Annotated in this window: 21 protein-coding genes; 19 read left to right on the top strand and 2 right to left on the bottom strand. The window is 54.7% G+C overall.

What is annotated here, in order from left to right; translation table 11 throughout:
- The first annotated feature begins 91 nt into the window (after positions 1 to 91).
- The 4 genes from dapE to CTR55_RS01535 are packed head-to-tail and all read left to right on the top strand — an operon-like array spanning position 92 to position 2625.
- Positions 92 to 1240, top strand: a complete 1149-nt coding sequence (gene dapE / locus CTR55_RS01550) for a succinyl-diaminopimelate desuccinylase (RefSeq protein ID WP_296283791.1) — start codon at positions 92 to 94, stop codon at positions 1238 to 1240.
- Entirely contained in the window at positions 1237 to 1434 is a 198-nt protein-coding gene (locus CTR55_RS01545; protein WP_296283790.1) for a hypothetical protein, read from the top strand. Before dapE ends, CTR55_RS01545 begins: the two co-directional genes overlap by 4 nt.
- Positions 1434 to 2243, top strand: a complete 810-nt coding sequence (locus CTR55_RS01540) for a putative RNA methyltransferase (protein ID WP_296283789.1) — start codon at positions 1434 to 1436, stop codon at positions 2241 to 2243. The genes CTR55_RS01545 and CTR55_RS01540 overlap by 1 nt, the downstream gene beginning before the upstream one ends.
- Positions 2244 to 2253: 10 nt before the next feature.
- Positions 2254 to 2625 (top strand): hypothetical protein, encoded by a 372-nt coding sequence (locus CTR55_RS01535; RefSeq protein ID WP_296283788.1) that lies wholly within the window; start codon positions 2254 to 2256, stop codon positions 2623 to 2625.
- Positions 2626 to 2692: 67 nt separating this feature from the next.
- Here the strand turns inward: CTR55_RS01535 and CTR55_RS01530 are convergent, their stop codons facing one another.
- A complete protein-coding gene (locus CTR55_RS01530; protein WP_296283787.1) occupies positions 2693 to 2902 on the bottom strand; it encodes a cold-shock protein in 210 nt (69 codons plus the stop codon).
- Between the two features lie 576 nt (positions 2903 to 3478).
- Positions 3479 to 3925 carry a YMGG-like glycine zipper-containing protein gene (locus tag CTR55_RS01525; protein ID WP_296283786.1) on the bottom strand — a complete coding sequence of 149 codons (447 nt, stop codon included), beginning with the start codon at positions 3923 to 3925 and terminating at the stop codon, positions 3479 to 3481.
- A 167-nt stretch (positions 3926 to 4092) separates the two neighbouring features.
- On the opposite strand from CTR55_RS01525, the gene plsB reads away from it, so the two are divergent.
- The 15 genes from plsB to CTR55_RS01450 all read left to right on the top strand — a co-directional run bounded on the left by plsB (position 4093) and on the right by CTR55_RS01450 (position 23758).
- Positions 4093 to 6603 (top strand): glycerol-3-phosphate 1-O-acyltransferase PlsB, encoded by a 2511-nt coding sequence (gene plsB, locus CTR55_RS01520; protein ID WP_296283785.1) that lies wholly within the window; start codon positions 4093 to 4095, stop codon positions 6601 to 6603.
- A gap of 95 nt (positions 6604 to 6698) precedes the next feature.
- On the top strand, positions 6699 to 7145 hold the full coding sequence (locus CTR55_RS01515) for a low molecular weight protein-tyrosine-phosphatase (protein WP_296283784.1): 447 nt from the start codon (positions 6699 to 6701) through the stop codon (positions 7143 to 7145).
- A gap of 149 nt (positions 7146 to 7294) precedes the next feature.
- Positions 7295 to 8347 carry a glycosyltransferase family 4 protein gene (locus tag CTR55_RS01510; RefSeq protein ID WP_296283783.1) on the top strand — a complete coding sequence of 351 codons (1053 nt, stop codon included), beginning with the start codon at positions 7295 to 7297 and terminating at the stop codon, positions 8345 to 8347.
- A gap of 272 nt (positions 8348 to 8619) precedes the next feature.
- The gene (locus tag CTR55_RS01505; protein ID WP_296283782.1) at positions 8620 to 9066 is read left to right on the top strand and encodes a low molecular weight protein-tyrosine-phosphatase; all 447 of its coding nucleotides are present in this window, start codon (positions 8620 to 8622) and stop codon (positions 9064 to 9066) included.
- A 23-nt stretch (positions 9067 to 9089) separates the two neighbouring features.
- Positions 9090 to 11315: a polysaccharide biosynthesis tyrosine autokinase gene (locus CTR55_RS01500; protein ID WP_296283781.1), complete on the top strand. Its 2226-nt coding sequence runs from the start codon at positions 9090 to 9092 to the stop codon at positions 11313 to 11315.
- A 35-nt stretch (positions 11316 to 11350) separates the two neighbouring features.
- Positions 11351 to 11848, top strand: a complete 498-nt coding sequence (rfaH, locus tag CTR55_RS01495; RefSeq protein ID WP_296283780.1) for a transcription/translation regulatory transformer protein RfaH — start codon at positions 11351 to 11353, stop codon at positions 11846 to 11848.
- 267 nt (positions 11849 to 12115) lie between these two features.
- Positions 12116 to 13243 (top strand): UDP-N-acetylglucosamine 2-epimerase (non-hydrolyzing), encoded by a 1128-nt coding sequence (wecB, locus tag CTR55_RS01490; RefSeq protein ID WP_296283779.1) that lies wholly within the window; start codon positions 12116 to 12118, stop codon positions 13241 to 13243.
- Between the two features lie 66 nt (positions 13244 to 13309).
- Positions 13310 to 14548 carry a UDP-N-acetyl-D-mannosamine dehydrogenase gene (wecC, locus tag CTR55_RS01485; RefSeq protein ID WP_296283778.1) on the top strand — a complete coding sequence of 413 codons (1239 nt, stop codon included), beginning with the start codon at positions 13310 to 13312 and terminating at the stop codon, positions 14546 to 14548.
- A 77-nt stretch (positions 14549 to 14625) separates the two neighbouring features.
- A complete protein-coding gene (locus tag CTR55_RS01480; protein ID WP_296283777.1) occupies positions 14626 to 15882 on the top strand; it encodes a hypothetical protein in 1257 nt (418 codons plus the stop codon).
- A 456-nt stretch (positions 15883 to 16338) separates the two neighbouring features.
- On the top strand, positions 16339 to 17565 hold the full coding sequence (locus tag CTR55_RS01475; RefSeq protein WP_296283776.1) for a hypothetical protein: 1227 nt from the start codon (positions 16339 to 16341) through the stop codon (positions 17563 to 17565).
- Positions 17566 to 17704: 139 nt separating this feature from the next.
- On the top strand, positions 17705 to 18790 hold the full coding sequence (locus CTR55_RS01470) for a glycosyltransferase family 4 protein (protein WP_296283775.1): 1086 nt from the start codon (positions 17705 to 17707) through the stop codon (positions 18788 to 18790).
- 2 nt (positions 18791 to 18792) lie between these two features.
- Positions 18793 to 19974: a hypothetical protein gene (locus CTR55_RS01465; RefSeq protein ID WP_296283774.1), complete on the top strand. Its 1182-nt coding sequence runs from the start codon at positions 18793 to 18795 to the stop codon at positions 19972 to 19974.
- Positions 19961 to 20734 (top strand): WecB/TagA/CpsF family glycosyltransferase, encoded by a 774-nt coding sequence (locus tag CTR55_RS01460; RefSeq protein ID WP_296283773.1) that lies wholly within the window; start codon positions 19961 to 19963, stop codon positions 20732 to 20734. The genes CTR55_RS01465 and CTR55_RS01460 overlap by 14 nt, the downstream gene beginning before the upstream one ends.
- Positions 20735 to 21069: 335 nt before the next feature.
- Positions 21070 to 22485: an undecaprenyl-phosphate glucose phosphotransferase gene (locus CTR55_RS01455; RefSeq protein ID WP_296283772.1), complete on the top strand. Its 1416-nt coding sequence runs from the start codon at positions 21070 to 21072 to the stop codon at positions 22483 to 22485.
- Positions 22486 to 22651: 166 nt separating this feature from the next.
- Positions 22652 to 23758 (top strand): polysaccharide biosynthesis/export family protein, encoded by a 1107-nt coding sequence (locus CTR55_RS01450; RefSeq protein WP_296283771.1) that lies wholly within the window; start codon positions 22652 to 22654, stop codon positions 23756 to 23758.
- Positions 23759 to 23760: the final 2 nt, after the last annotated feature.

Genomic DNA, 23760 nt, shown 5'->3' with positions numbered 1-23760 from the left:
CATCCATCCGCAACCAAGAACGCCGGCCAATCGCCGGCGTTTTTGTTTTAAGATGGTCGCCTTTTTCCGTTCCACCCCAGGATGCCCCTTGATGCCCCTCTCGCCGACACTGGCCCTCGCCTGCGAGCTGATTCGCCGTCCCTCCGTTACACCGGTCGATGCCGACTGCCAGCAGATGATGATGCAACGCCTGGACGCCTGCGGCTTCGCCCTGGAGCCCATGCGCATCGAAGAGGTGGATAACTTCTGGGCCCTGCGCCAGGGCCGTGATGGCGCCAATGGCCCGGTACTGTGCTTCGCCGGCCATACCGATGTGGTCCCCACCGGCCCCGAGCAGGCCTGGCAGCACCAGCCGTTCGACGCCCTGATCGATGCCGACGGCATGCTCTGCGGCCGTGGCGCGGCGGACATGAAAGGCAGCCTGGCGTCGATGATCATCGCCACCGAGCGCTTCGTCGCTGACCACCCGGACCATCGCGGCAGCATCGCCTACCTGATCACCAGCGACGAGGAAGGCCCGGCCCATCACGGCACCAAGGCCGTGGTCGAGCGCCTCAAAGCGCGCAACGAGCGCCTGGACTGGTGCATCGTCGGCGAGCCGTCGAGTACCACCCTGGTCGGTGACATCGTCAAGAACGGCCGTCGCGGCTCCCTCGGCGCCACCCTCAGCGTGCGTGGCAAGCAAGGCCACGTGGCTTACCCTCACCTGGCGAAGAATCCGATCCACCTCGCCGCCCCAGCCCTGGCCGAACTCGCCGCCGAGCACTGGGACAACGGTAACGACTTCTTCCCGCCAACCAGCTTCCAGATCTCCAACATCAATGGCGGCACCGGCGCGACCAACGTGATCCCCGGCGAGCTGAAGGTGATCTTCAACTTCCGCTTCTCCACCGAGTCCACCGTGGAAGGCCTGCAGCAGCGCGTTGCGGCCATCCTCGACAAGCACGGCCTGGAGTGGCACATCGACTGGGCGCTGTCGGGCCTGCCGTTCCTCACCCAGCCGGGTGAGCTGCTCGATGGCGTGGCGGCCGCGATCCGCGCGGTGACCGGCCGCGAGACCACCCCGTCGACCTCCGGCGGCACCTCCGACGGCCGCTTCATCGCCACCCTGGGTACCCAGGTGGTCGAGCTCGGCCCGGTGAACGCCACCATCCACCAGGTGGACGAACGCGTGCTGGCCAGCGACCTCGATGTACTGACCGAAATCTATTACCAGACCCTGGTGCGACTGCTGGCATGAATGGACCGAACAAAGGCTTCTGCCTGGGCGCCGTGCAGCCCGATACCCCGCCGCCCGCGCCAGCCGCCGAGCGCCGCTACGCCCTGCGCGTGTACCAGATCGCCCAGCGCCGCCGCTCGCTGCCGACCGTGCTGCGCAACGACCTGCCGCAACCGCTGGGGCCGACTCAGGGGCTGCCGCAAGGGAAGAAATGATGCTGATCTGTCCGCTCTGCCGCGAGGCGCTGACCGACGTTGACAGCGGTGTCGCCTGCTCTGCCGGTCACCGCTTCGACCGCGCCCGCCAGGGTTACCTGAACCTGCTGCCAGTGCAGCACAAGAAGAGCCTCGATCCGGGCGACAACGCCGCCATGGTCGAGGCACGCCGGCACTTTCTCGGCGCCGGCCACTATGCACCGCTGGCGAAACGGCTGGCCGCACTGGCGGCTGAGCGCGCTCCGGGGCGCTGGCTGGATATCGGTTGTGGCGAGGGCTACTACACGGCGCAATTGGGCGAAGCCCTGCCCGATGCCGATGGCTATGCACTGGATATCTCTCGCGAAGCGGTCAAACGCGCCTGTAAACGCGCCCCGCAACTGACCTGGATGGTCGCCAGCATGGCCCGTGTGCCGCTGGCCGATGCCTCCTGCCAACTGCTGGCCAGCGTGTTCAGCCCGATCGACTGGAAGGAAGCGGCTCGCCTGCTCACTCCCGGTGGCGGCGTGCTGCGCCTGGGCCCGGCGCGCGACCACCTGCTGGAGCTGCGTCAGCGCCTGTACGATGAAGTGCGCGAGTACGTCGAGGACAAGCACCTCGCCGACCTGCCCGCAGATCTCAAGCTGGCACATACCGAACAACTGAGCTTCAAGCTGCCGCTGCACACCCGCGAAGCCCGCGAACACCTGCTGGCGATGACGCCCCACGGCTGGCGGGTCAACCCCGAACGGCGCGAGCGCATTCTCGCCGAGCCCTTCGAGGTGACGGTCGCGGTACGCTACGATTGGCTGCAACACCAAGAACCCTGACGAGGACGCCATGCGCCAACCGGATATCGAGATCTACATCAAGGATGCCGACCAGGCCGCCGTCAGCGCCTGGCTGGAAAAGGCCCTTGGCCCCTGCACCGCTTGGCACGCCCAGGGCGAAACCTTCAAGTGCACCGCCGGCAGCATTCCCGCCACTTGGTTGCCCAAGGCGGTGGGCAAGTGGAACAGCCTGTTCCTGGACAGCGGCAAGACCCCGTGGGAAGACGATATCGCCTGCGCCCGAGATGCCTGCGCCGCACTGGAAGTGGAAGTGCGCTGCGCGCCGGGCAGCTGGAGCGAGGATCAGGGCGAGGAAGACGCTGACCGCTGGCTGAAGGTGACCGCCGCAGGCGTCGAAGAGATCACCTGGCGCACGGGCTGAAACTTCGCTGGCGCACGGTGTTAGAAACAAAGGCCCGTCCATTGGACGGGCCTTTGTTTTCGGGGTGTCAGACCTTGGCGACGTCTTCCGCCTGGAGGCCTTTCTGACCCTGGATCACCGAGAACTCCACTTTCTGGCCTTCGACCAGGGAGCGGTGACCATCGCCACGAATGGCACGGTAGTGAACGAAAACGTCCGCACCGCTATCGCGTTGAATGAATCCATAACCTTTGGCGTCATTGAACCACTTGACGGTTCCGACCTCACGATCAGCCATTACCACACTCTCCAACTTGCCTATTATTTTTAGATAGCCCCCGGAAATGAGGACTTCGGCAGTCGCCGGCTGAACGCTTTCCTTATCGTCCAACCCGAGCCGAAAGGCACGCAGGAAGGAAATTCGAATAACGCCCAAGGGCGACAGCGCTCCCGAGTATATAAATCAAAAGTTACAGCTGAAAAGCACTTTTTCAATCACACCGTGGTGTTGTGACCAAACAGGCCAAAGTGCCATTTTTCGGGGCCTGCAGAGCCATTTTGGTGCTCGTTACCCTGCGTAACGAAAGTGTTTCGAACGTGGACCTTTTCTCACTTTCGCTCTTTTATCGCGGGTAGTTTCGTTCCCGCTCAATCGTTTTGCGCGATCTCCGGAAATGTCTTTCAGACGCTGCGAGAGTGCGCCCTACAATTCACCCGGCGGCATTATGCTCAATCATTCCCGCGTCGAATCGGCAGGCCGGCAATGCATTGGGAAAGAGAGATAAGGGGCGCAGCCGACTTCCACACCCTCGTTGTAATGCCAACAGCTGCGCACCATCAAAGAGCCACTGAAACAGCATTGGGTCGTAAGCCATCAGGGGCTGACCTGATACCCCCTACCCTGCAAACAGCCGCCATAGGCGCTGGTGCTGGCCTCGTTCTGGGTACGTCGGTCCTGCCGACGCTCCTGTCGCTGACGCGAAGCACCGACAACTCCCCCCGCGGCCGCCACCTCACCGGCGCGGTTCTGTCGATACTGCTGCTTGGCGTTATCGCCGGCGCGGTCATAAACCTCGTCATGCTGGCGGCCGCGCACCTCGGCACCCACGGCGCCCGCCGCCGCCCCGGCAGCAGCACCTTTCACCCGCCCACCGACATGGGGGCTGGAGGCACTCGTGCTACTCGCGGCAACGCTGTTGCAGTCAGCCATATCCTGCTGCATCTGCTGGCTGCTCTGGCCCTTCAGCGGGACCACGGTCTGGGCCTCGGCGGGCAGCACCGCCAACAGAGCGAGCAGGCAACCCCAGGTGAACGTACGCATCGCACACCTCCATAGAATGTCATTCCCCAAATGGCAGGATAGCCGCTGGCCACGCGGTGTCCGCCCGCTCCGACCAAGCGCTCGTGGCTTTGCTGGCGAAGCCTAATCCGGCAAACTAGCCGACCTGAGCAATCGCTCGTTTTACCTCTGCCAGCCATAGGGCCTGTATGCCTCGCTACCCGTTCCGCCGCTTCGGTTTTGGTGCCCTGCGCCGCCTGCTGTACCTCTGGGTGCGCTCGGAAACCATCAACCAGTCGGCCTTCAGCCTGAAGATCGACCGCAGCAAACCGGTCCTCTACGTCCTGCAACAACCCTCGGTGAGCGATCTCGCCGTGGTCGACACCGAATGCCGCAAAGCCGGCCTGCCGCGCCCGGTGATGCCGGTGGCAGTGGGAGAGTCCATCGAGCCAGCAGCCTTCTTCTACCTGACGCCGGAGCCCGATTGGCTGGGCCGCCACGACAAGCGCGGCGCGCCGCCGGCGCTGGTACGCATGCTCGGCGCCATTGGCCAGAACGGCATCGACGACGCGCAGATCATCCCGGTCAGCGTGTTCTGGGGCCAATCTCCGGATAGCGAGAAGAGCGCCTGGAAGCTCCTGTTCGCCGACAACTGGGCGGTTACCGGCCGCCTGCGCAAACTGGCGCGCATCCTCATCCTCGGCCGCAAGACCCGCGTGCAGTTCTCCGCGCCCATCCATCTGCGCGAACTGGTGGAACAGAACAAGGGACACGAGCGCACCCTGCGCATGGTCCAGCGCATCCTCCGCGTGCATTTCCGCAATCAGAAGACCGCAGTCATCGGCCCTGACCTTTCCCACCGCCGTACTCTGGTAAAGGGCCTGCTGCGCGCACCACTGGTGCGCCAGGCGATCCAGGAAGAATGCGACACCCAGAATATTCCGCAGGACAAGGCCGAAGCCGCCGCCCTGCGCTACGCCAACGAGATTGCCGCCGATGTCTCCTACCCGGTGATCCGCTTCCTCGAAGTGACCCTGACCTGGTTCTGGAACAAGCTCTACGAGGGAGTGAAGGTCAACCACATCGAGCGCGTGCAGGAAGTCGCCCAAGGCCACGAAATCGTCTACGTGCCCTGCCACCGTAGCCACATCGACTACCTGCTGCTGTCCTACCTGCTGTTCCGCAATGGCCTGACGCCGCCGCACATCGCCGCCGGCATCAACCTCAACATGCCGGTGGTGGGCTCGATCCTGCGCCGTGGCGGCGCGTTCTTCATGCGCCGCAGCTTCAAGGGCAATCAGCTGTACACCGCGGTATTCAACGAGTACCTGCACTCCCTGTTCAGCCGTGGCTTCTCCACCGAGTACTTCGTCGAAGGCGGCCGTTCCCGCACCGGGCGCATGCTGCACCCGCGCACCGGGATGCTGGCGATCACCCTGCGCAGCTTCCTGCGCGACTCGCGCCGGCCCATCGTCTTCGTTCCTGTGTACATCGGCTATGAGCGTGTACTCGAGGGCCGGACCTATCTGGGCGAACTGCGTGGAGCGGAGAAGAAAAAGGAATCGATCTTCGACATCTTCAAGGTCGTCGGTGCACTGAAGCAGCGCTTCGGCCAGGTCTGGGTGAACTTCGGCGAGCCGATCCACCTCGATCGTTTCCTCGACCAACAGCAGCCGGACTGGCGCCAGCAGGAGCTGGCTCCGGAATACCGCCCGGCCTGGCTGTCGGAAACCACCCACCACCTGGCCCGCGACGTCGCCCGCCACCTCAATGACGCCGCGGCGATCAACCCGGTGAACCTGGTGGCCCTGGCGCTGCTGTCCACTACCCGCCTGGCGCTGGACGAAACCGCCCTGGCGCGGGTGATCGACCTCTACCTCGACCTGCTGCGCAAGGTGCCCTACTCGCCCAGCGCCACGCTGCCCGAGGGCGACGGCCAGCAACTGATCGAGTACGTGAAGAGCATGAACCTGCTCAGCGAGCAGAAGGACGCTCTGGGCCGCATCTGCTACCTCGACGAGCAGAACGCGGTGCTGATGACCTACTACCGCAACAATGTGCTGCATATCTTCGCCCTGCCGGCGCTGATCGCCAGCTTCTTCCAGAACAGCGGGCGGATCAGCCGCGAGCAGTTGCTGCGCTATACCCGCGCGTTGTACCCGTACCTGCAGGCCGAGTTGTTCATCCGCTGGAGTCTGGAAGAGCTGGACGCCGTGGTCGATCAGTGGTTGCAGGCCATGGTGGCCAGCGAGCTGCTCAAGCAGGAGAACGACACCTTCATTCGCCCGCCGCCCAGCTCGCGCCAGTACGTGCTGCTGACCCTGCTGGCCCGCGCCATTGCGCAGACCCTGCAGCGCTTCTACATGTCCATCTCGCTGGTGCTCAACGCCGGGCAGAAGCAGCTCACCGCCGAGGAACTGGAAAACCTTTGCACCGTGATGGCCCAGCGCCTGTCGGTCCTGCACGGGCTCAACGCGCCGGAGTTCTTCGACAAGAGCCTGTTCCGCCACTTCATCCAGACCCTGCTCGACGAAGATGTGCTGCGCAAGGACGAGAGCGGCAAGCTGAGCTATCACCCACTGCTCGGCGAACTGGCTGAAGGCGCCGCCAAGCGGGTACTGCCGGCGGAGATTCGCCTGTCCATCCGCCAAGTCGCGCTCGATCGACCGCCCCAGGAAGAAGGCCCCACCACCGAACAGCCTCCCGCCAGCCAGGGCTAAGCTGGACCAGCCCCTGACGGCGGCTTGACGCCCCTGCACCGCGACCGATAGATTTCTGACGATCTACTCTTCGGTCGCGGTCAGGGACGCACTTCGTGTTCAACAGGATTCTGATCGTCTGCATCGGCAACATCTGCCGCAGCCCCATCGCTGAACACCTGCTGCGCGAATCCCTGCAGGGCAGCGACATCGCCGTGGCCTCTGCCGGGCTCAGTGCTCTGGTCGGCCACCCCATCGAAAGTACCGCCCTCGCGATCCTGCGCCGCCACGGGTACCATCCTCATCCTCACTCCGCCCGCCAGCTCACTCCCGAACTGGTCCACGAAGCCAACCTGGTGCTGGTCATGGAAGAATCGCAGATCCAGAGCGTGATCCGCCTGGCACCCGAGGCCCGCGGCAAGACCTTCCTGTTGGGCAAGTGGCAGACCGACCAGGAGATTCCTGACCCCTACCGCCAGGGACCGGAAGCCTTCGAGCGCGCCTATGCGCTGATCGAATCCACAGTCGCTCCGTGGACAGCCAGATTACGCAATCGCCGGTAATTTGACGAAAAAGAAAGATTCCTACAAAAGCGTCAAGAATCCTTACAAAGCGATGCTGAAAAAGGCTACCCTCTAGCCAAGAAAGGCCATATTCAGCTGTTTGGTCGCCCAGTTACGACAAGTAATTCTCCAGGGGCCCACATCGCTTTATGAAAATTCTGCACATCACCGAGTCCTTCGGCGGCGGCGTCACGTCGGCCATCAACTCCTACATCCTCAACTCCCAGCAGCATGAGCACTACCTGCTGGCCTCGGTGCGCAAGGGCGACACCACGGGAGAGGAAAGCCAGGGCCTGTTCAAGCACAGAGAACTGGTGCCCCGCCGCCTTTCCAGCCTGGCACGGGTGAAACCCTACATCGATCGCGTACAGCCGGACGTCATCCACCTGCACAGCACCTATGCCGGCGCGCTGATCCGTGCCCTGCCCTTCATCCCCGCGCAGAAGATCGTCTACACCCCCCACGGTTTTGCTTTCCTGCGCGGCGACCATCCGATGATGCTCAAGGCTTACCGGGCCATTGAATCGTTGCTGGCGCGACGGACCGCCGTGATCGCCGGTTGCGGCCTGGATGAACAACGCATCGCCGGGGAGTTGATCGAGCCGACGCACACACTGGGTCTGGTGAATGTCTGCGACGAACTGCCGGAAGTGCCGGCCGTCCGTAGCCTCACCAACAAGCCGGTCATCGGCATGGTCGGGCGTATCAGCCGGCAAAAGGGCCACGAGTATTTCCGCGCCCTGGCGGAGAGCTGCGCGGATGTGGCGCACTTCAAGTGGATCGGTGGCGGCGACGCCCAGGTCATGGCGGAAATGGTCCAGGCCGGCATCGAAGTCACCGGCTGGCGCCCGCGCGGAGAAGTCATTGCCCACATGAAAGGGCTCGACCTGTACTTCCACACCGCCGCGTGGGACGGCTTCCCCATCTCGGTACTGGAGGCGGCGAAGCTCGATTTACCAATTGCCTTGCGCAGCATCGGCCCCTTCACAACGGAAGGCCTGACGACACTCCAGAGCCTGGAGGACGCCAGCCGGGAGATAAACGCCTTCGCCAGGGGAGAGTCCGAGGCGCAATTACGTCTGCATCACAACGCCCACAGCATCCAGCAACTCCACTCAAAAGAGCATTTGCACAGCTCGCTCGACCAACTCTACTCGCGCTTCATGCCGGAGCAGACTGCCAACAAACTCGCTATCGGCTGATCCGCTGATGCCTCCCCCCTTGGGAGGCATCTTCCTCTGCTCCTGCCCGCTCTACTCCCGTCCCCTCCGCCCAGTCGGAACCGCGCTCCCCCCCTCCTGAACAGCACCAGAATTGTCCTCCTCTATCTGCCTTTTGAAGGGATTCCCTTTAACCCTCCTCAGAGAATTCCTAAACCCCTGAAACAGGGGGGGAAGCGCATTGAATCGCTCGGCTGCGAAGCTTAATTTTCGCGGCCCATAGGTAGCGATCAATCCATACAACGGTGGTCAGCGTGTTCAAGAACGTACTGGTTGTCTGTGCAGGCAACATTTGCCGCAGTCCGACAGGTGAGTACCTGCTCCAGCAGAATCTGGGCAGCTCCAGCATCAGAGTCCGCTCCGCCGGCCTCACCGCGCTGGTCGACCACCCGTTCGAAAGGAACGCACTCGCCACGCTGCAACGACATGGCCACCAGCCTCACGAACACCAGGCCCGCCAGCTGACGCCACACCTGCTGCAGTCAGCGGACCTGGTGCTGGTCATGGAGCAGCGCCAACTACGCAATGTCCTCCAGCTTTCGCCCGTCTCGCGTGGCAAGACCTACTTGCTGGGCAAGTGGCAGAACGAACGAGAAATACCTGACCCCTATCGGCAAGGCAGCGCTGCATTCGAGCACGCCTATGCCCTGATCGAAGAAAGCGCCCAGGCCTGGTCCCGTCGCCTTCACCCCCAACACTGAACTCCCCAAGAAGCCTATCCGTCATGTACCCACAAGCCCCCACCCTCCCGCCCGCAGTCGATGACGACGAAATCGACCTGCTCGGCCTGTTCGGCACCCTGCTCGATCACAAGTGGTGGATCGCCGGTATTACTGCCGGCTTCATGGTTGTGGGCGCCGCCTATGCGCTGCTGGCGCCACCGGCCTACCGGGCCAGCGCCACCCTCCAGGTGGAGCAGAAGAAGCCCGGTATTCCCGGCCTATCGGACATGAGCGACCTGCTGGGTGCACAGTCGCAAGCGGTCACCGAGATCCAACTGCTCACCTCGCGCGCCGTGATCGGAAAGGCCGTGGACACCCTCAAGCTGGATATCGATATCCAGCCGTCACTGTTCCCACTGATTGGCAACTTCCTGCATCGCCACTACAGCCCCGACCAGCCAGGCGATGTCGCCTCGCCCCTGCTGGGCATGAGCCGCTTCGCCTGGGGCGGCGAAACACTGAAGATTTTCCAGCTTGATGTACCCAGCGTACTGCTGGACAAGAAGCTGACGCTCATTGCTGGCGACAAGGGCCAGTTCAGCCTCGACAACCTGCTGGTAGAAGGTTTGGTAGGCCAGCCCCTCGAGCAGCACGGCGTAAAGGTTCAAGTCGAAACCCTGCGCGGCAACCCTGGCACACGCTTCAGCGTGACCCGCGAACGTCGGCTCAGCGCCATCCTCGACTACCAGCAGAGCCTGAACGTCAGCGAAACCGGCAAGGAATCCGGCATTCTCTCCCTGTCCCTGGATGACGAGCAGCCCGACCAGGCACTTGCTGTGCTGAACGCGATCAGCCAGCAATACGTCCTGCAGAACGTCGAGCGCGCCTCGGCCGAGGCGGCGTCCAGCCTGGAGTTCCTGCGCGGCCAATTGCCCGATGTGCGCCATGACCTCGAGCAAGCCGAAAACGCCCTGAGCAGCTACCAGTCCCGCGCCAAATCGGCGGACATCAGCCTGGAAACCAAGGCCCTTCTGGACCAGATCGTCGCCCTCGACACCAGCATCTCGCAGCTCAAACTCCAGCAAGCCGAGATGGACCACAAATTCACTCGCCAGCACCCGGCCTACCAGGCGTTGATGCGACAGATCGGTGAACTGACTGCGAAGCAGAACGGTCTCGCCAAACGAGTCGAGGTACTCCCGGAAACCCAGCAGGACCTACTACGCCTGACCCGCGACGTGCAGGTGAGCACCGCCATCTATACCCAACTGCTGAACAAGGCCCAGGAACTGGACGTCATGCGCGCCGGCTCCGTCGGCAACGTTCGCATCATCGACTCGGCGGATGTCGACACCACCAAGCCAGTCAAGCCGAAAAAGGCGCTGATCGTCGCCATCGCAACACTGCTCGGGCTATTCGCCGCTATCGCCTTGGTTCTGCTGCGCAAGGCACTCAATCGCGGTATTGAAAATCCGGAAGTCATCGAACAGCTCGGCTTGCCCGTCTATGCGTCCATTCCACACAGCGCGCTGCAGCAATCCGAAGAAAACCAGCGCAGCAAGGACAGCAAAAAGCACAAGGGCAGCATCGTTCCCGCCCCCTTGCTCGCGACCCGACACCCCACCGACCTGGCGGTCGAATCGATGCGCAGCCTGCGAACCAGCTTGCACTTCGCCATGCTGGAATCCGGTGACAACCGCCTGATGATCTCCGGCCCCAGCCCGGCGGTGGGTAAATCCTTCGTCAGCGCCAACCTCGCCGCCGTCATTGCCCAGGCCGGCCAACGCGTCCTGCTGATCGACGTCGACATGCGCAAGGGCTACCTGCACAAAGTACTGGGCGTACCGGAACAGAACGGCCTTTCCGATCTACTCGTACAACGCTGTGAATTCAGTAAGGCCGTCCGGCAGACCGAAGTGGAAAACCTCTGCTTCATTTCCCGAGGCCAGATCCCGCCCAACCCGTCGGAACTGCTGATGCACCCCAACTTCACCGACATGTTGGAGCGGGCCAGCAGCGAATTCGACCTGGTCATCCTCGACACCCCTCCCCTGCTCGCCGTCACCGATGCCGCCATCGTCGGCCGACAGGCTGGGACCAGCCTGATCGTTGCCCGCTTCGGCAAGAACGCCCCGCGGGAAATCGAACTGACTATCCGCCGCTTCGAGCAGAACGGCATTGAACTCAAAGGCGCCATTTTCAACGGTGTCGAACGGCGCGCCACCGATTACTACAGGGACGGAGCGTACACCTCCTACCAGTACGAATACCTGTCGGACAAGAGCTGACCGACACCGGAGGATAGATACCTCCCGGAGGAAACATGGACTCGACAACTGAGAAACATTGGTACCTGGTGCAGTGCAAACCCAAGCAGGACTTGCGTGCCCTCGAACATCTGCAGCATCAGGGCTATGAATGCCTGCTGCCGATGCACAAGTTCGAGCGCCTGAAAAAAGGACAATGGCGCATTCATGAAGAGCCCTTGTTTCCCGGTTACCTGTTTATCGAGCTGGATACATTGCAGGATAACTGGATGCCGATTCGCTCCACACGAGGAGTCAGTCAGATTGTCCGCTTCGGGGCGGATCCAGTACCAGTCCCGATAAATATTATCGAAAGAATACGCAATACGGCCTGCCCCATTGAACATGAACTTCAGCCAGGGGACAGAGTAATTGTGAACTGGGATGGTTCCCAGGGCATGGAGGCTATTTTCCTCACCAAGGACGGAACGGAGAGAGTGCTGATATTGCTGAGACTGCTACAGCGCGAGGTGAAAGTCAGCGCGCCACTTAAAGGATTATTAAGAGTTGGCTGAGCCTCTCTGAATACACCCACCAAGCCTCTAATACAAAAACCAGATGTACGTCTCAGGAGTTAACGAACAATCCTGGGGCGGTAGCGTGTCTTATTAAGGCCTAAAAGTCACGACAAGCAGATATCTGGTCAATATCCGCCAATCACGGCATAGCCGCCAGATCAAAAGCCTTCGGAACTTATTCTCTGCACAATAATTTTGTCGCAACCAAAGCTGCAGAGATCACAATCAACTTGCACGTATTAGATAGCTTCGCAGGAGCTGCATATGCCCATCAAAACGCTCTGTATTTTCGGCACACGCCCCGAAGCCATTAAAATGGCACCTTTGGCCTTGGCGTTGGCCGATGATGAAAGTTTCGACGCCAAAGTCTGTGTGACTGGGCAGCATCGTGAGATGTTGGATCAGGTCCTAGATCTTTTTGAAATCAAGCCGGACTTCGATCTAAACATCATGAAGCCCGGCCAGGATCTTACTGATATAACGACTGCCATCCTGCAAGGCATGAAGCACATCTTCAACTCATATAAACCGGATGTGGTACTCGTGCACGGTGACACCGCCACGACATTTGCCGCCAGCTTGGCCTGTTACTACCAACAGATTCCAGTAGCCCATATCGAGGCAGGCCTACGCACCGGGAATCTCTATTCGCCCTGGCCAGAAGAGGCAAACCGGAAACTTACCGGTGCTCTGGCCGATCTGCACTTCGCTCCGACCAGCACATCCAAAAACAATCTTGAGAGAGAAGGAATAGCGTCGGAATCCATCATCGTCACAGGCAACACCGTTATTGATGCCTTGCTCGATGTAGTGGCCAGACTTGACAGAGACACAGAACTTCAAGCCCAGGCAGCCAAGCCTTTTAAGCACCTTGACCTGAATCGAAAATTCATCCTCGTGACAGGCCACCGTCGGGAAAGCTTCGGCGATGGGTTCGAACGAATATGCCAAGCCCTAATGGAAGTAGCACAGCAACACCCTGAGATCGACATCATCTATCCCGTCCACCTCAACCCCAACGTCCGTGAACCCGTCAACCGACTGTTGGTCGGCATTCCCAACATCCATTTGATAGAGCCACTGGATTATCTGCCGTTCGTTTACCTGATGAGTCGCGCGCACATCATCCTCACGGACTCCGGTGGCATTCAGGAAGAAGCGCCCTCCCTTGGAAAGCCTGTCCTGGTTATGCGTGATACGACTGAGCGCCCAGAGGCAGTAACAGCCGGTACGGTCAAGCTAGTGGGCACCGACACCACGAACATCGTTCGCGCGCTCAACATCCTGCTGACCGATCCCAATGCCTACCGCGCCATGAGCTTTGCCCACAACCCCTATGGGGACGGCAATGCCTGCAGTCGAGTACTCGACACTCTGCGCACACGCCGATAAGCGGCCAACAGGCCGGACATCCCACCGCATCAACTTTTAATTTCGGTTCCATAGAAGGAAACAACCATGCATTACCAGACAATCTCGGTAGTAGGTCTGGGCTACATCGGCCTGCCGACCGCCGCCGTATTTGCCTCTCGGAAAAAAAGGGTCATTGGCATCGATGTGAATCAACTCGCCGTCGAGACCATCAACCGTGGTGAGATCCACATTGTCGAGCCCGATTTAGACAAAGTGGTACAGGCGGCAGTTAGTGGTGGATACTTGCGCGCAAGCATTACTCCGGAGCCAGCAGATGCATTTCTGGTTGCCGTCCCGACTCCTTTCAAGGGCCAACATGAACCTGATCTCAGCTACATCGAGTCAGCCAGCAGAGCCATTGCGCCAGTACTGAAGAAAGGCGACTTGGTCGTACTCGAATCCACGTCACCAGTGGGTGCCACTGAACAAATGGCCGCTTGGCTAGCCGAAGCGCGACCTGACCTGAGCTTCCCCCAGACACACGGGGAGGAGTCGGATATTCGCATTGCCCATTGCCCCGAGCGCGTCCTTCCGGGCCAAGTATTGCGAGAATTGGTAGAGAATGACCGTGTCATCGGTGGCATGACACCCAAGTGTTCAGATGCGGCAGTAGCACTTTACAAAATATTCGTCGAAGGAAAATGTATTGTTACCAATGCGCGCACCGCCGAAATGTGTAAGCTGACAGAGAACAGTTTTCGCGATGTAAATATCGCTTTCGCAAATGAGCTATCTATAATCTGCGACAAGTTGGATATAAATGTGTGGGAGCTTATTCAGCTCGCCAATCGGCATCCTCGCGTCAATATCCTCCAGCCGGGGCCTGGCGTAGGGGGGCACTGTATTGCTGTCGACCCTTGGTTCATAGTCAACAAAACTCCCGATCAAGCGAAATTGATACGCAATGCACGAGAAGTAAACGATAAAAAACCAGAATGGGTGATCGAAAAGGTAAAGGAAGCAGCATCTCAACTAGGCTCACCAAAAATCGCCTGTTTCGGCCTAGCCTTCAAAGCAAATATTGACGATCTACGCGAAAGCCCTGCACTAGGAATAGCCAAAAAACTTTCTGAGATTTTTCCAGGTGCGCTGATGGCGGTTGAGCCTAATATCAAGTCACTTCCAAAATCACTAGAGTCAAAAATTAGTCTTGTAGATGTAGATACCGCATTAAATATAGCAGAAATTGTAATCCTTCTGGTTGATCACGATGAATTCAAAACAATCAGAAAAGATAAGCTAGAAAGCTTGTCAATAATAGACACAAAAGGATTCTGGCAATAGATGAAAGCGCACAAATGCCGTTCTTCTGAAACAAACAGAACATAGCCATCACCTAAAACTTATAAACCTGGAATTCCGTGAGCCCCTTACGAAATATAATCAGTCGAGCCGAACCAGTATTTGCTACTGGGCTACCCGGGGCTCACAGAGTCATAATATTCTTTATAATTCAATCGTTTTTCAGCAGAGAGACTCTGGGATCCGTATCCTCCTGGCTATTTATTGCACAGATAGCCGGATTCTTTACTGCCATTGGTTGGTCCTCGCTAATTCTAGTAAGAATCCCCAAGTCAGCTTCAAGTAGAGTTGAGGCGCAAGAAACTGCCAATCTATCGTGGATGAGCATAATCTCACTGGCAATCACAGTATCTATAATTTTATTTACTGGAAAGATACTAAACGCACCACTGGATGCCGTATATATATCACTACTCCTAGGGGGGTGGACAACTTACCAAACAACTAGACACTATCTGATCGCCAAAAGAAAATACAAGAGAATTATCACCCTCGACCTAATTATCATCACATCCACCGCAATCTCATTATCAATAACAAAAAATACCTTCGGAATTATTTTCGCAATATCACTACCAATGTTTCTTGCAGGAATAGCAAATACCGGAATTATTTTATACAAGGAAAGAATTCGAACCATTACAATAAAATTTGAACCTAAAGGAATAGAGTTCGGCTTCACAAACTTTCTAAGCGGAGGAATTCCATTAAGTATAGTACCGCTCGCACTCCATTTTGACGATTCCAAAACTGCTGGAGCTATCGCCATATTTCTATCAATCTCAGCAATAGCAATACTAATTCCAAGAGCAATTTCTCTCCATCAAATATCTGAGATTTCAAGATCAATGGCGACTTCAGGAAATATAGAAACCTTGATTCCTCGCATGTCTCGCCACATCCTAATTAGCAATACATTAACCACAATATTAAACTCGCTCATGGCTATATATTTAATCACAACCAATGAAGAAGGACTGACTTACGCCCAAGCCGTAACGCTATTTATATTGGTAATCCAAAACTTCATAAGCACTCAATCACTTGTTGACTCAAACATCTTAATGTCGGCCGAACGCAGTCGCTTCATGCTAATAATGAACTTACCGCTCTCAACAGTATTTTTCTCCACAGCCGCGATACTTTACATAATAAAACCCCAGCATTCCCTGATAATCATCTGTTTCACAATGCTGCTGCTGACGATAACAAGATCGATAGCAACCCGGGCTTATGCAAGAAAAGAATTAAGAAACCTAACTCTGCTTAGCCATACTAAAAATTATCCCTGCCCGGTAATCAAGCCGCCAAGTTAAAGCACTACTAATAACACCCCCAACCAATCAATTGAAACAATGCTCTATTTTAAATTTTAAAAATGAAGACAGAGAACTCGTAAAGACAAGGTTCACAGACGCTCCAAAGCTTTCTGTTTCTGATCTATTCCCCACCGTCTTACTACGAAAAAACAATCAAAGGGAATTTAATCTAGACAACCTAAATAGATTGCATATATGAAAAACTTAATAATATTTCAAGATCAGAAGATAGCCTTACTAAAGATAGTGATAAGTATAATTTTTTTTATAGGGATAATACTATCCAGCAACTACCTAAGCTACAGAGACTCTGACAACTTAAAATACTTCATCCCATACATTGTCACACTAACTACAACTGCCTTCTTGATTTACGCGTCTATCTCTCACAAAGCGAAGAACCTCTTCATTATATTATGCGCGTCGCTTCCGGTATTGGTATGGGGAGGCAGCGTGCTAATCCCCTTGATTTCGAACTCCTACTGGCCAATAACATTTGTTATTCTCTTAATATTCTCTATCTTCAGGATCACATCTCCTAACAAACAGAATAGATTAGCAAAATCTGAACTTATATTTTGGATAGCACTATTTCTTTATTTCTGGGGCAGGGCTTTCATTTATTCAATGGAGTCTATAATAAACTCCAATTTTGACAGCTACATATTTATTAACTGGTGCCTTGCCCCATGTCTTTTCAGCATAATAATTTACAATATAAGAAAAAATAGAACCACTCACTTAGCCGGCGAAACCCTTTATTACTCTTTATCGTGCCTACTTGTGACAACCATAATAATTATGATTCTTGAAATGGTCACGCGCGGCCAAAATTTTGGTATTAATTTCTTGCTACATGGCGCAAACGGTGGCTATTCCAATACAGATGCCGATGTCACAGGAGGCCATGGAGAGCCACTTGTGCTTGGGATGTCGGCAGCGTTCGGCAGTATATTTGCATTACAAAAAAGCAAATACAAATTACTATTTTTTATGATATTGCTCACGATTTTTAGCATGTCATTAAGACCCATGCTAATAGCTATTATTATAATCATTACTCTAACCTTCTCCTCTACCAGTAAAAAAAATGCACTTCCCGCAATATCGGCCATGACAGTTTCTTTAATAATAGCGCTCACCTACAAGGACGTTCTGCTAGCAAAATTTATGGGTGTAGATTCTGCCTCAGCAACGCTTAATTATGGTGGAGGGGTGACCGTCGGATACAACATAGTCTTCTACTTTGAAAATTTACAGTGGGCTAATTACGTAGACCTAGATATAGATCCATGGATACAGATCCTTACAGCATTTCTAGTAGGTGGTAATGAAGGAATACCCTTCTTTGATAAAGGTTACGTATTACTACCATTTATCATTGGAATCACAAAAACCGTCTTAGCGACATTCTTGCTATATAACACATACAAAAATAGAAACTACAAGGCACTCCCCGCCCTATTTATATTCTTTCTATTGATATGTTATTTAGATCCATTCCAGTCTGTTTACAAGAGTAAACTAGATGTTATCCGACTAGGGTCTACACCTCGTGAGTCTCCTTCATACTTTTTCATTCTCTATACATGTGCGACATACTATTTGCTAGGCACAAAATCCCCTCTCCCAGAAAAAAGCAGCCTAAAGCAACTCGCCTTGGCTGTACTTAATAAATAACAACAACCTCGTGCATTCTGCCGAAATATCTTTCGGCGAAAAATGCCATCTTATTTGAAAGTACTATGCGCGCATCTACTGATATAGCACTTACGAAATTAACACTCAGACAAACTCAAATCCTTAGGCAGTGAACAAAATGTCCAGTCCATTTAAAAAGTGCAGCCTATTACTTATAAACAACGGACATCCCGACAGGCGAAATCCAGAATATGTTTCTTACATAAGAACTATAGGAGAGTGCTTAGAAGAATGTGGTTTCACCGTTAAATTCCTCTCATTCACAAAGCCTGCCAAGCTGTTCCACAAAATAAAGTCTTATATATTTTTGTGGCTAAAGATTATTGCATCAAAATATTCTGCACACGACATCATTTACATAAATCACGTCACTCACTGTTTTCCAGCAATATACTCCACGAAAAACAATAAAAATAAAATTATAATCCACTGGCACGGTGAAGACCTGTTACCAAACAACTGGGTATTAAAAAAACTCCTAACCACCATCCAAGGCAAACTCCGAGAGCTCACGCACATTGTGCCGTCCGAGTATTACAAGGGCATTCTAAATCATTCGCTATCAGTCCCGACTAATAAAATACATGTAAATCCAAGTGGCGGAGTAGAAACCAATATATTCTCACCCACAGACAACAAGCCCCTCCCTTACAACAAGCTTTCAATTGGTTATGCATCTAGCATTTCTAAAAGCAAAGGTTTTGATATTTTCTTAGCGGTTTCTCAGGCCTCGTGCGAGAGTCTAACCCAACGAAATGTACATACTGAGTTTCACTGTATAGATTACGGTCCCGAATCGAAAAAATACCTATCTACCCCTCCCCTAAGCTCCAATATAAGCGTACACAAGTGCTACGATAAGAAAGAGATTCATCTTTTCTATGAAAAAATTGATATCCTTCTATTCCCAACTAGACGAAAATCTGAAAGTTTGGGACTTGTTGCGCTTGAAGCCATGGCCTGCGGGGTTCCAGTTATCGCGCCAAACAAATTTGCAGCCCCTGAATATATATATCCAGGAGTATCTGGAGAATTATTTGAAGAATACTCCACATCTGAAGTATTGAAATGCATAGAGAAAATTCATGCCAACTACAACTCGTACTCAACACGAGAAGTGATTCTGGAAAAATACTCAAAGGAATCAACAGTTAAAAACTATAAAGAACTATTCGCAAAACTCAATAACACAAAAAGATCCTAACCATGACTTCTGAACTAGATATATGCTCGACCCTCCTAAGCGCTGCCGCTTCAGAAAATTTCTCAGGACACGACCCTTTTGACTCATTAAACAGCGAGTTACTACAATCCACTCCATTCCGTAGAAGCAAATGGGTGCGCCTATTCTGGATTCAGCTTGGAAAGCACTCACCTATTAATCTGCGCAAATTACTACTGGTGCCCAAGCAGCGAAACCCTAAAGGAATTGGGCTCTTTATATCTGGACTCATCGAGGATTACAAGCGCACTAAGGATATATCCTATTTATCGCAGGCGCGACAACTTTCCGAGTGGGTAATAGGTGCTCGCAGCGATTCCCATAAGTGGATTTACAGTTGTTGGGGGTACAATTTTGACTGGCAAGCCAGAGCATTTTACGTTCCAGCAGGAAAACCTAACATCATTACAACATGCTATGTAGCTCGCGGACTCTATGAGCTTGGCATACTAAGCAACAGCCCCAAACTAATTGATATCGCTCTGGATGCGGCGCGCTTTATTTCCAATGAACTCTACTCTACAGATGACGGTAGAGATTTCTTTGCTTATATTCCCGGCGAAAAGGCCCTAGTGCACAATGCCAGCTTATGGGGAGCTGCATGGTGCGCATTTGCTGGTCAGGCGCTAGGAGATTTGAATATGATCGAGCAAGCACTGCATATTGCACGTCAATCAACAAAAGATCAAAATACAGATGGCTCATGGGTATATGGCTCGCGACATCATCATCAGTTTATTGACGGATTCCACACCGGCTACAATCTAGAAGCATTGTGTTTCATTCGCGATACGCTACAAACATCTGAGTTCAATGAATGCATACGCAAAGGTTACTCGTATTATATCAATACTTTCATCGCACAGGATGGCACGGTTAATTACTACCACAACACCCTATACCCCATCGACATGCATAGTTACTCACAAGCGATCTTGACTCTACTCGAAGTAGGAGGAACTGCCATGGATCTTGCACTTTGCGAAAAAGTCGTCCGAAGTGCTATTGATAAGATGTACATTCCAGAAGCCGGAAGATTTATTTATCAAAAGACACGCTGGATCACCAATCGTATTAATTACACTCGCTGGACCCAAGCTTGGGCCTACTACTCTTTAGCTTTTTATAACCGTTACCGTGCCGAGATAGAACATGAAAAGAATTGATTTCCTAGGATGCCCGATGGATACGGCTAGCATGAGCGAAACAGTCGAGGCGGTTCGCGATGCAGTTATTTCCGATCGTTTCACGCAGCATGTAGTAGTCAACGTCGCAAAGTTAGTTAACATGCGTAAAGATGCCGAACTCAACGAGTCAGTTCGATGCTGTGACATAATAAACATTGATGGTATGGGTATAGTTCTTGGAGCACGTTTTCTTGGTTATGAGATTCCTGAGCGAGTTGCAGGGATCGACCTTTTCCACGAACTGCTCGCAATGAGTGAACACGAAGGATTTTCTGTATTCTTGCTGGGGGCCAAGCAGGACGTCGTGGAAGCCACAGTAGTGAAATCACAAGCACTCTTTCCCAATCTCAGAATTGCTGGATATCACCATGGTTACTTCTGGGAAGATGAGGCTAGCGTAGTTGATAAAATTCGAGCGTCCGGTGCAAAATTATTATTTGTTGCCATTACATCGCCTAACAAAGAGAATTTTATTAATCGCTGGAGAGATAAACTTGGCGTAATCTTTGTCATGGGGGTTGGAGGAACTTTTGATGTAGTATCAGGTAAAGTTAACCGTGCGCCGTATTGGATGCAGCGACATGGACTAGAGTGGTTATACAGGGTCATTCAAGAGCCGAGCCGGATGTGGAAACGCTATCTAATAACAAACACTATTTTTTCTTGGACATTAATTGTTGAACGCCTGCGCAGTGTAAATATACGATCCAAAAGCTCCCCGAAGAGCAAGCAACCCTAAATGCATGAAATTTTATCACCAGCAGTTATACGAATCTTCCACGCCTGACTCCATTCCCTTCCTCTCTATCAAGTTTAGACTCCACGGCCCAATTATTCTCTACAGATGCACTCCACTTCATATCATCCAAATCATAGAATCACTTATGCATGTCATGACCTAAATATTTCAAATTAAATATCTACCGCCAAGCTTCTCTTTCTCTCCAAAATAAATCCAGCGAATTAAATCGAATCCACAGCCAGAGTTACAGATTAAAAACCTCTCATGCGATTGAAATACATCTTCCTCAATTAAAACAAAGCCTTCGAAAAACAATCGAAAGGAATATTGCAATGAACAGTAGGGATCGCGGCATTCTCCGCCCCCATCAGGCCACCATTTCCATTCTTCAAAAGCTACTTGATCTCTGTATGATCTGTATCAGCTTGGATCTGGTTCTCGTTACTCAAAAAGCCCCATGGGATTATTCAGCGGTCATCGCGACTCTGTTCTCCCTAGTGATTTTCTATCTGCTCAGCGACTTCGGCCAGTTGTACACCTCCTGGCGGGGTGAGCGAACGCGCGAAGAATTGCGTAAGGTTGCCGGCGTCTGGGCGGTGAGTTTTGCCGGAGTGGCGGTAGCGGACTACCTCATCCCCGAGATCACCCTGGTCAATGGGATAGGGCAAGTGCAGTGGTTCTCGCTCGTGCTGATCGGCCTCTGCGGTTACCGCGTTCTGCTGCGCTCCGGCCTGCATGCACTCCGGCGTCGTGGCTTCAATACTCGCTCGGTGGCCATTGCAGGGGCTGGCTCGCTGGGTCAGCGCCTGGCAGCTAACATCGCCAGCGCTCCGTGGATGGGCTTGGAGCTCACCGGGTTCTACGATGATGCACGCCGCGAGCCGGTCAGCCTGGGCAAGGGGAAAGTAAAGCTGCCTGTTTCTGGTGATCTGGAGCAGCTGGTTGTGCAAGCACGCGCCGGCAAGCTGGATCGCGTCTACATCACCCTGCCCATGCGCAGCGAAGAGCGCATCAAGTGGCTGGTCGAGAAGCTGAGCGACACCACCGTATCTGTCCACATCATTCCCGACGTATTCGTCTTCAACCTGCTCCACGCCCGTACGCAAAATATCGATGGCATCCCCACCATCAGTATCTTCGACAGCCCGATGGTCGGCGCCAGCGCGCTGATCAAGCGCCTGGAAGACATCGTGCTGTCCACGCTGATCCTCTGCCTGATTGCGCTGCCCATGCTGTTGATCTCCGCTGCGGTGAAGTTCACTTCGCCAGGTCCGGTGTTCTTCCGTCAGAAACGTTATGGCATCGATGGCCGCTCCATCGAAGTCTGGAAGTTCCGCAGCATGCGGGTCATGGAAAACGGCGTAACAGTCATCCAGGCGACGCGCAATGACAGCCGCATCACCCCGGTGGGCGCCTTCCTGCGCCGTACTTCGCTGGATGAATTACCGCAGTTCATCAACGTACTGCTGGGCGATATGTCCATCGTCGGCCCGCGCCCGCACGCCATCGCCCACAACGAGGAGTACCGCGGGCAGATCAGCAGCTACATGCTGCGCCATAAAGTCAAGCCAGGGATCACAGGCTGGGCACAGGTGAACGGCTGGCGCGGGGAAACCGACACCCTGGAGAAGATGCAGAAGCGCGTGGAATACGACCTCGCCTACATCAACAACTGGTCGCTCTGGTGGGACCTGAAGATCGTTTTTCTCACGCTGTTCAAGGGTTTCGTTCACCAGAACGCCTATTAACGCCCTGCACACAAATACCGAATTTCCCCTGCAACAACACCATCCTTTTCCTACATCCCACCTCCATAGCGATTGCTAACCTGCGCCGCCTTCCAGCCCGCTTGATAAAGCGCACGGCTAGGGACTCGCCGCCTCCGATCAATATTCCACTCTTCTGGCCCAGCCCATGATCCGTCCATTGTCAGTTGCTATTGTTACCGCCCTCGTCTTGCAGGGCTGCATGTTCTCTCCCGGCCAGTACCTGGATACCGGGCGACTGCTGCACGAAGACTCGGCCGAATCCAGCCGCGTTCAACTGGTACAGATCACCCCTAAGCTGCTGTCGGTAGAGGGCGCGACACAGAGCACGGAGTCGATCCCAGCAGAGCTGACCAGCTTCTACCCCGAAAGCTATCGGATCGGAGCCGGCGACCTGCTCTACATCACCGTCTGGGACCACCCCGAGCTCACCTCCCCTGCCGGCCAACAGCAGCAGACCGACGCCAACGGGCGTCTGGTTCGCCCAGACGGCACGCTGTTCTATCCCTACATCGGCACCCTGAAGGTCGCCGGACGTACGATTGAAGACGTCCGCAAGACGATCAGCCAGGCGCTTTCCGCTTATGTAGAAGAGCCGCAGATCGACATCGCCGTTCTGCGTTTTGCCAGCCAGCGTGTGCTGCTCAATGGCGCCTTCGTCAAGGCTGGTCCGCAAGCGATCACCGCTACACCGCTGACCTTGATGGAGGCCATCGGCGCAGCCGAATTGGACACTACCAACGCAGACCTTTCCGGCCTGACGCTGAAGCGGGATAACCAGGTCTACCGCCTGAACCTGGACGCCTTGAACACTGCACAGGGATCGGACCTGTACAACCTCTACCTGAAAGACGGCGACCGCATCTACCTGCCCTACAACGACCGCAAGAAGGTCTACCTGATGGGCGAGGTCAACGCGCCGCGCGCCCTGACCTTCAAGACCCGAGAAATGAACCTGGCGGATGCCCTGGGCAGTGTGGGCGGTTTGAACCAGACCACCGCCGATGGCAAGGCGGTGTACGTCATCCGTGGCGTGGAAAACCTCGAGAAGGAGCCCGCCAAGGTGTTCCAGCTCGACGCCAATTCGCCCACCGCCTTCATCCTGGCCCAGCAGTTCCAGCTGCAACCGCAGGACGTCGTCTACGTCGGCCCGGCCGGCGTCACTCGTTGGAACCGTCTGATCAGCCAGTTGGTGCCCTCGGCCGGCATCGTTGGCACGGGTTCGACCGTCCAGCGCAACCTCAACAACAACTGATC

The organism is Pseudomonas sp. (assembly GCF_002796985.1).
Taxonomy (GTDB): Bacteria; Pseudomonadota; Gammaproteobacteria; order Pseudomonadales; family Pseudomonadaceae; genus Pseudomonas.
This window is presented reverse-complemented; position numbering and strand designations above follow the sequence as displayed.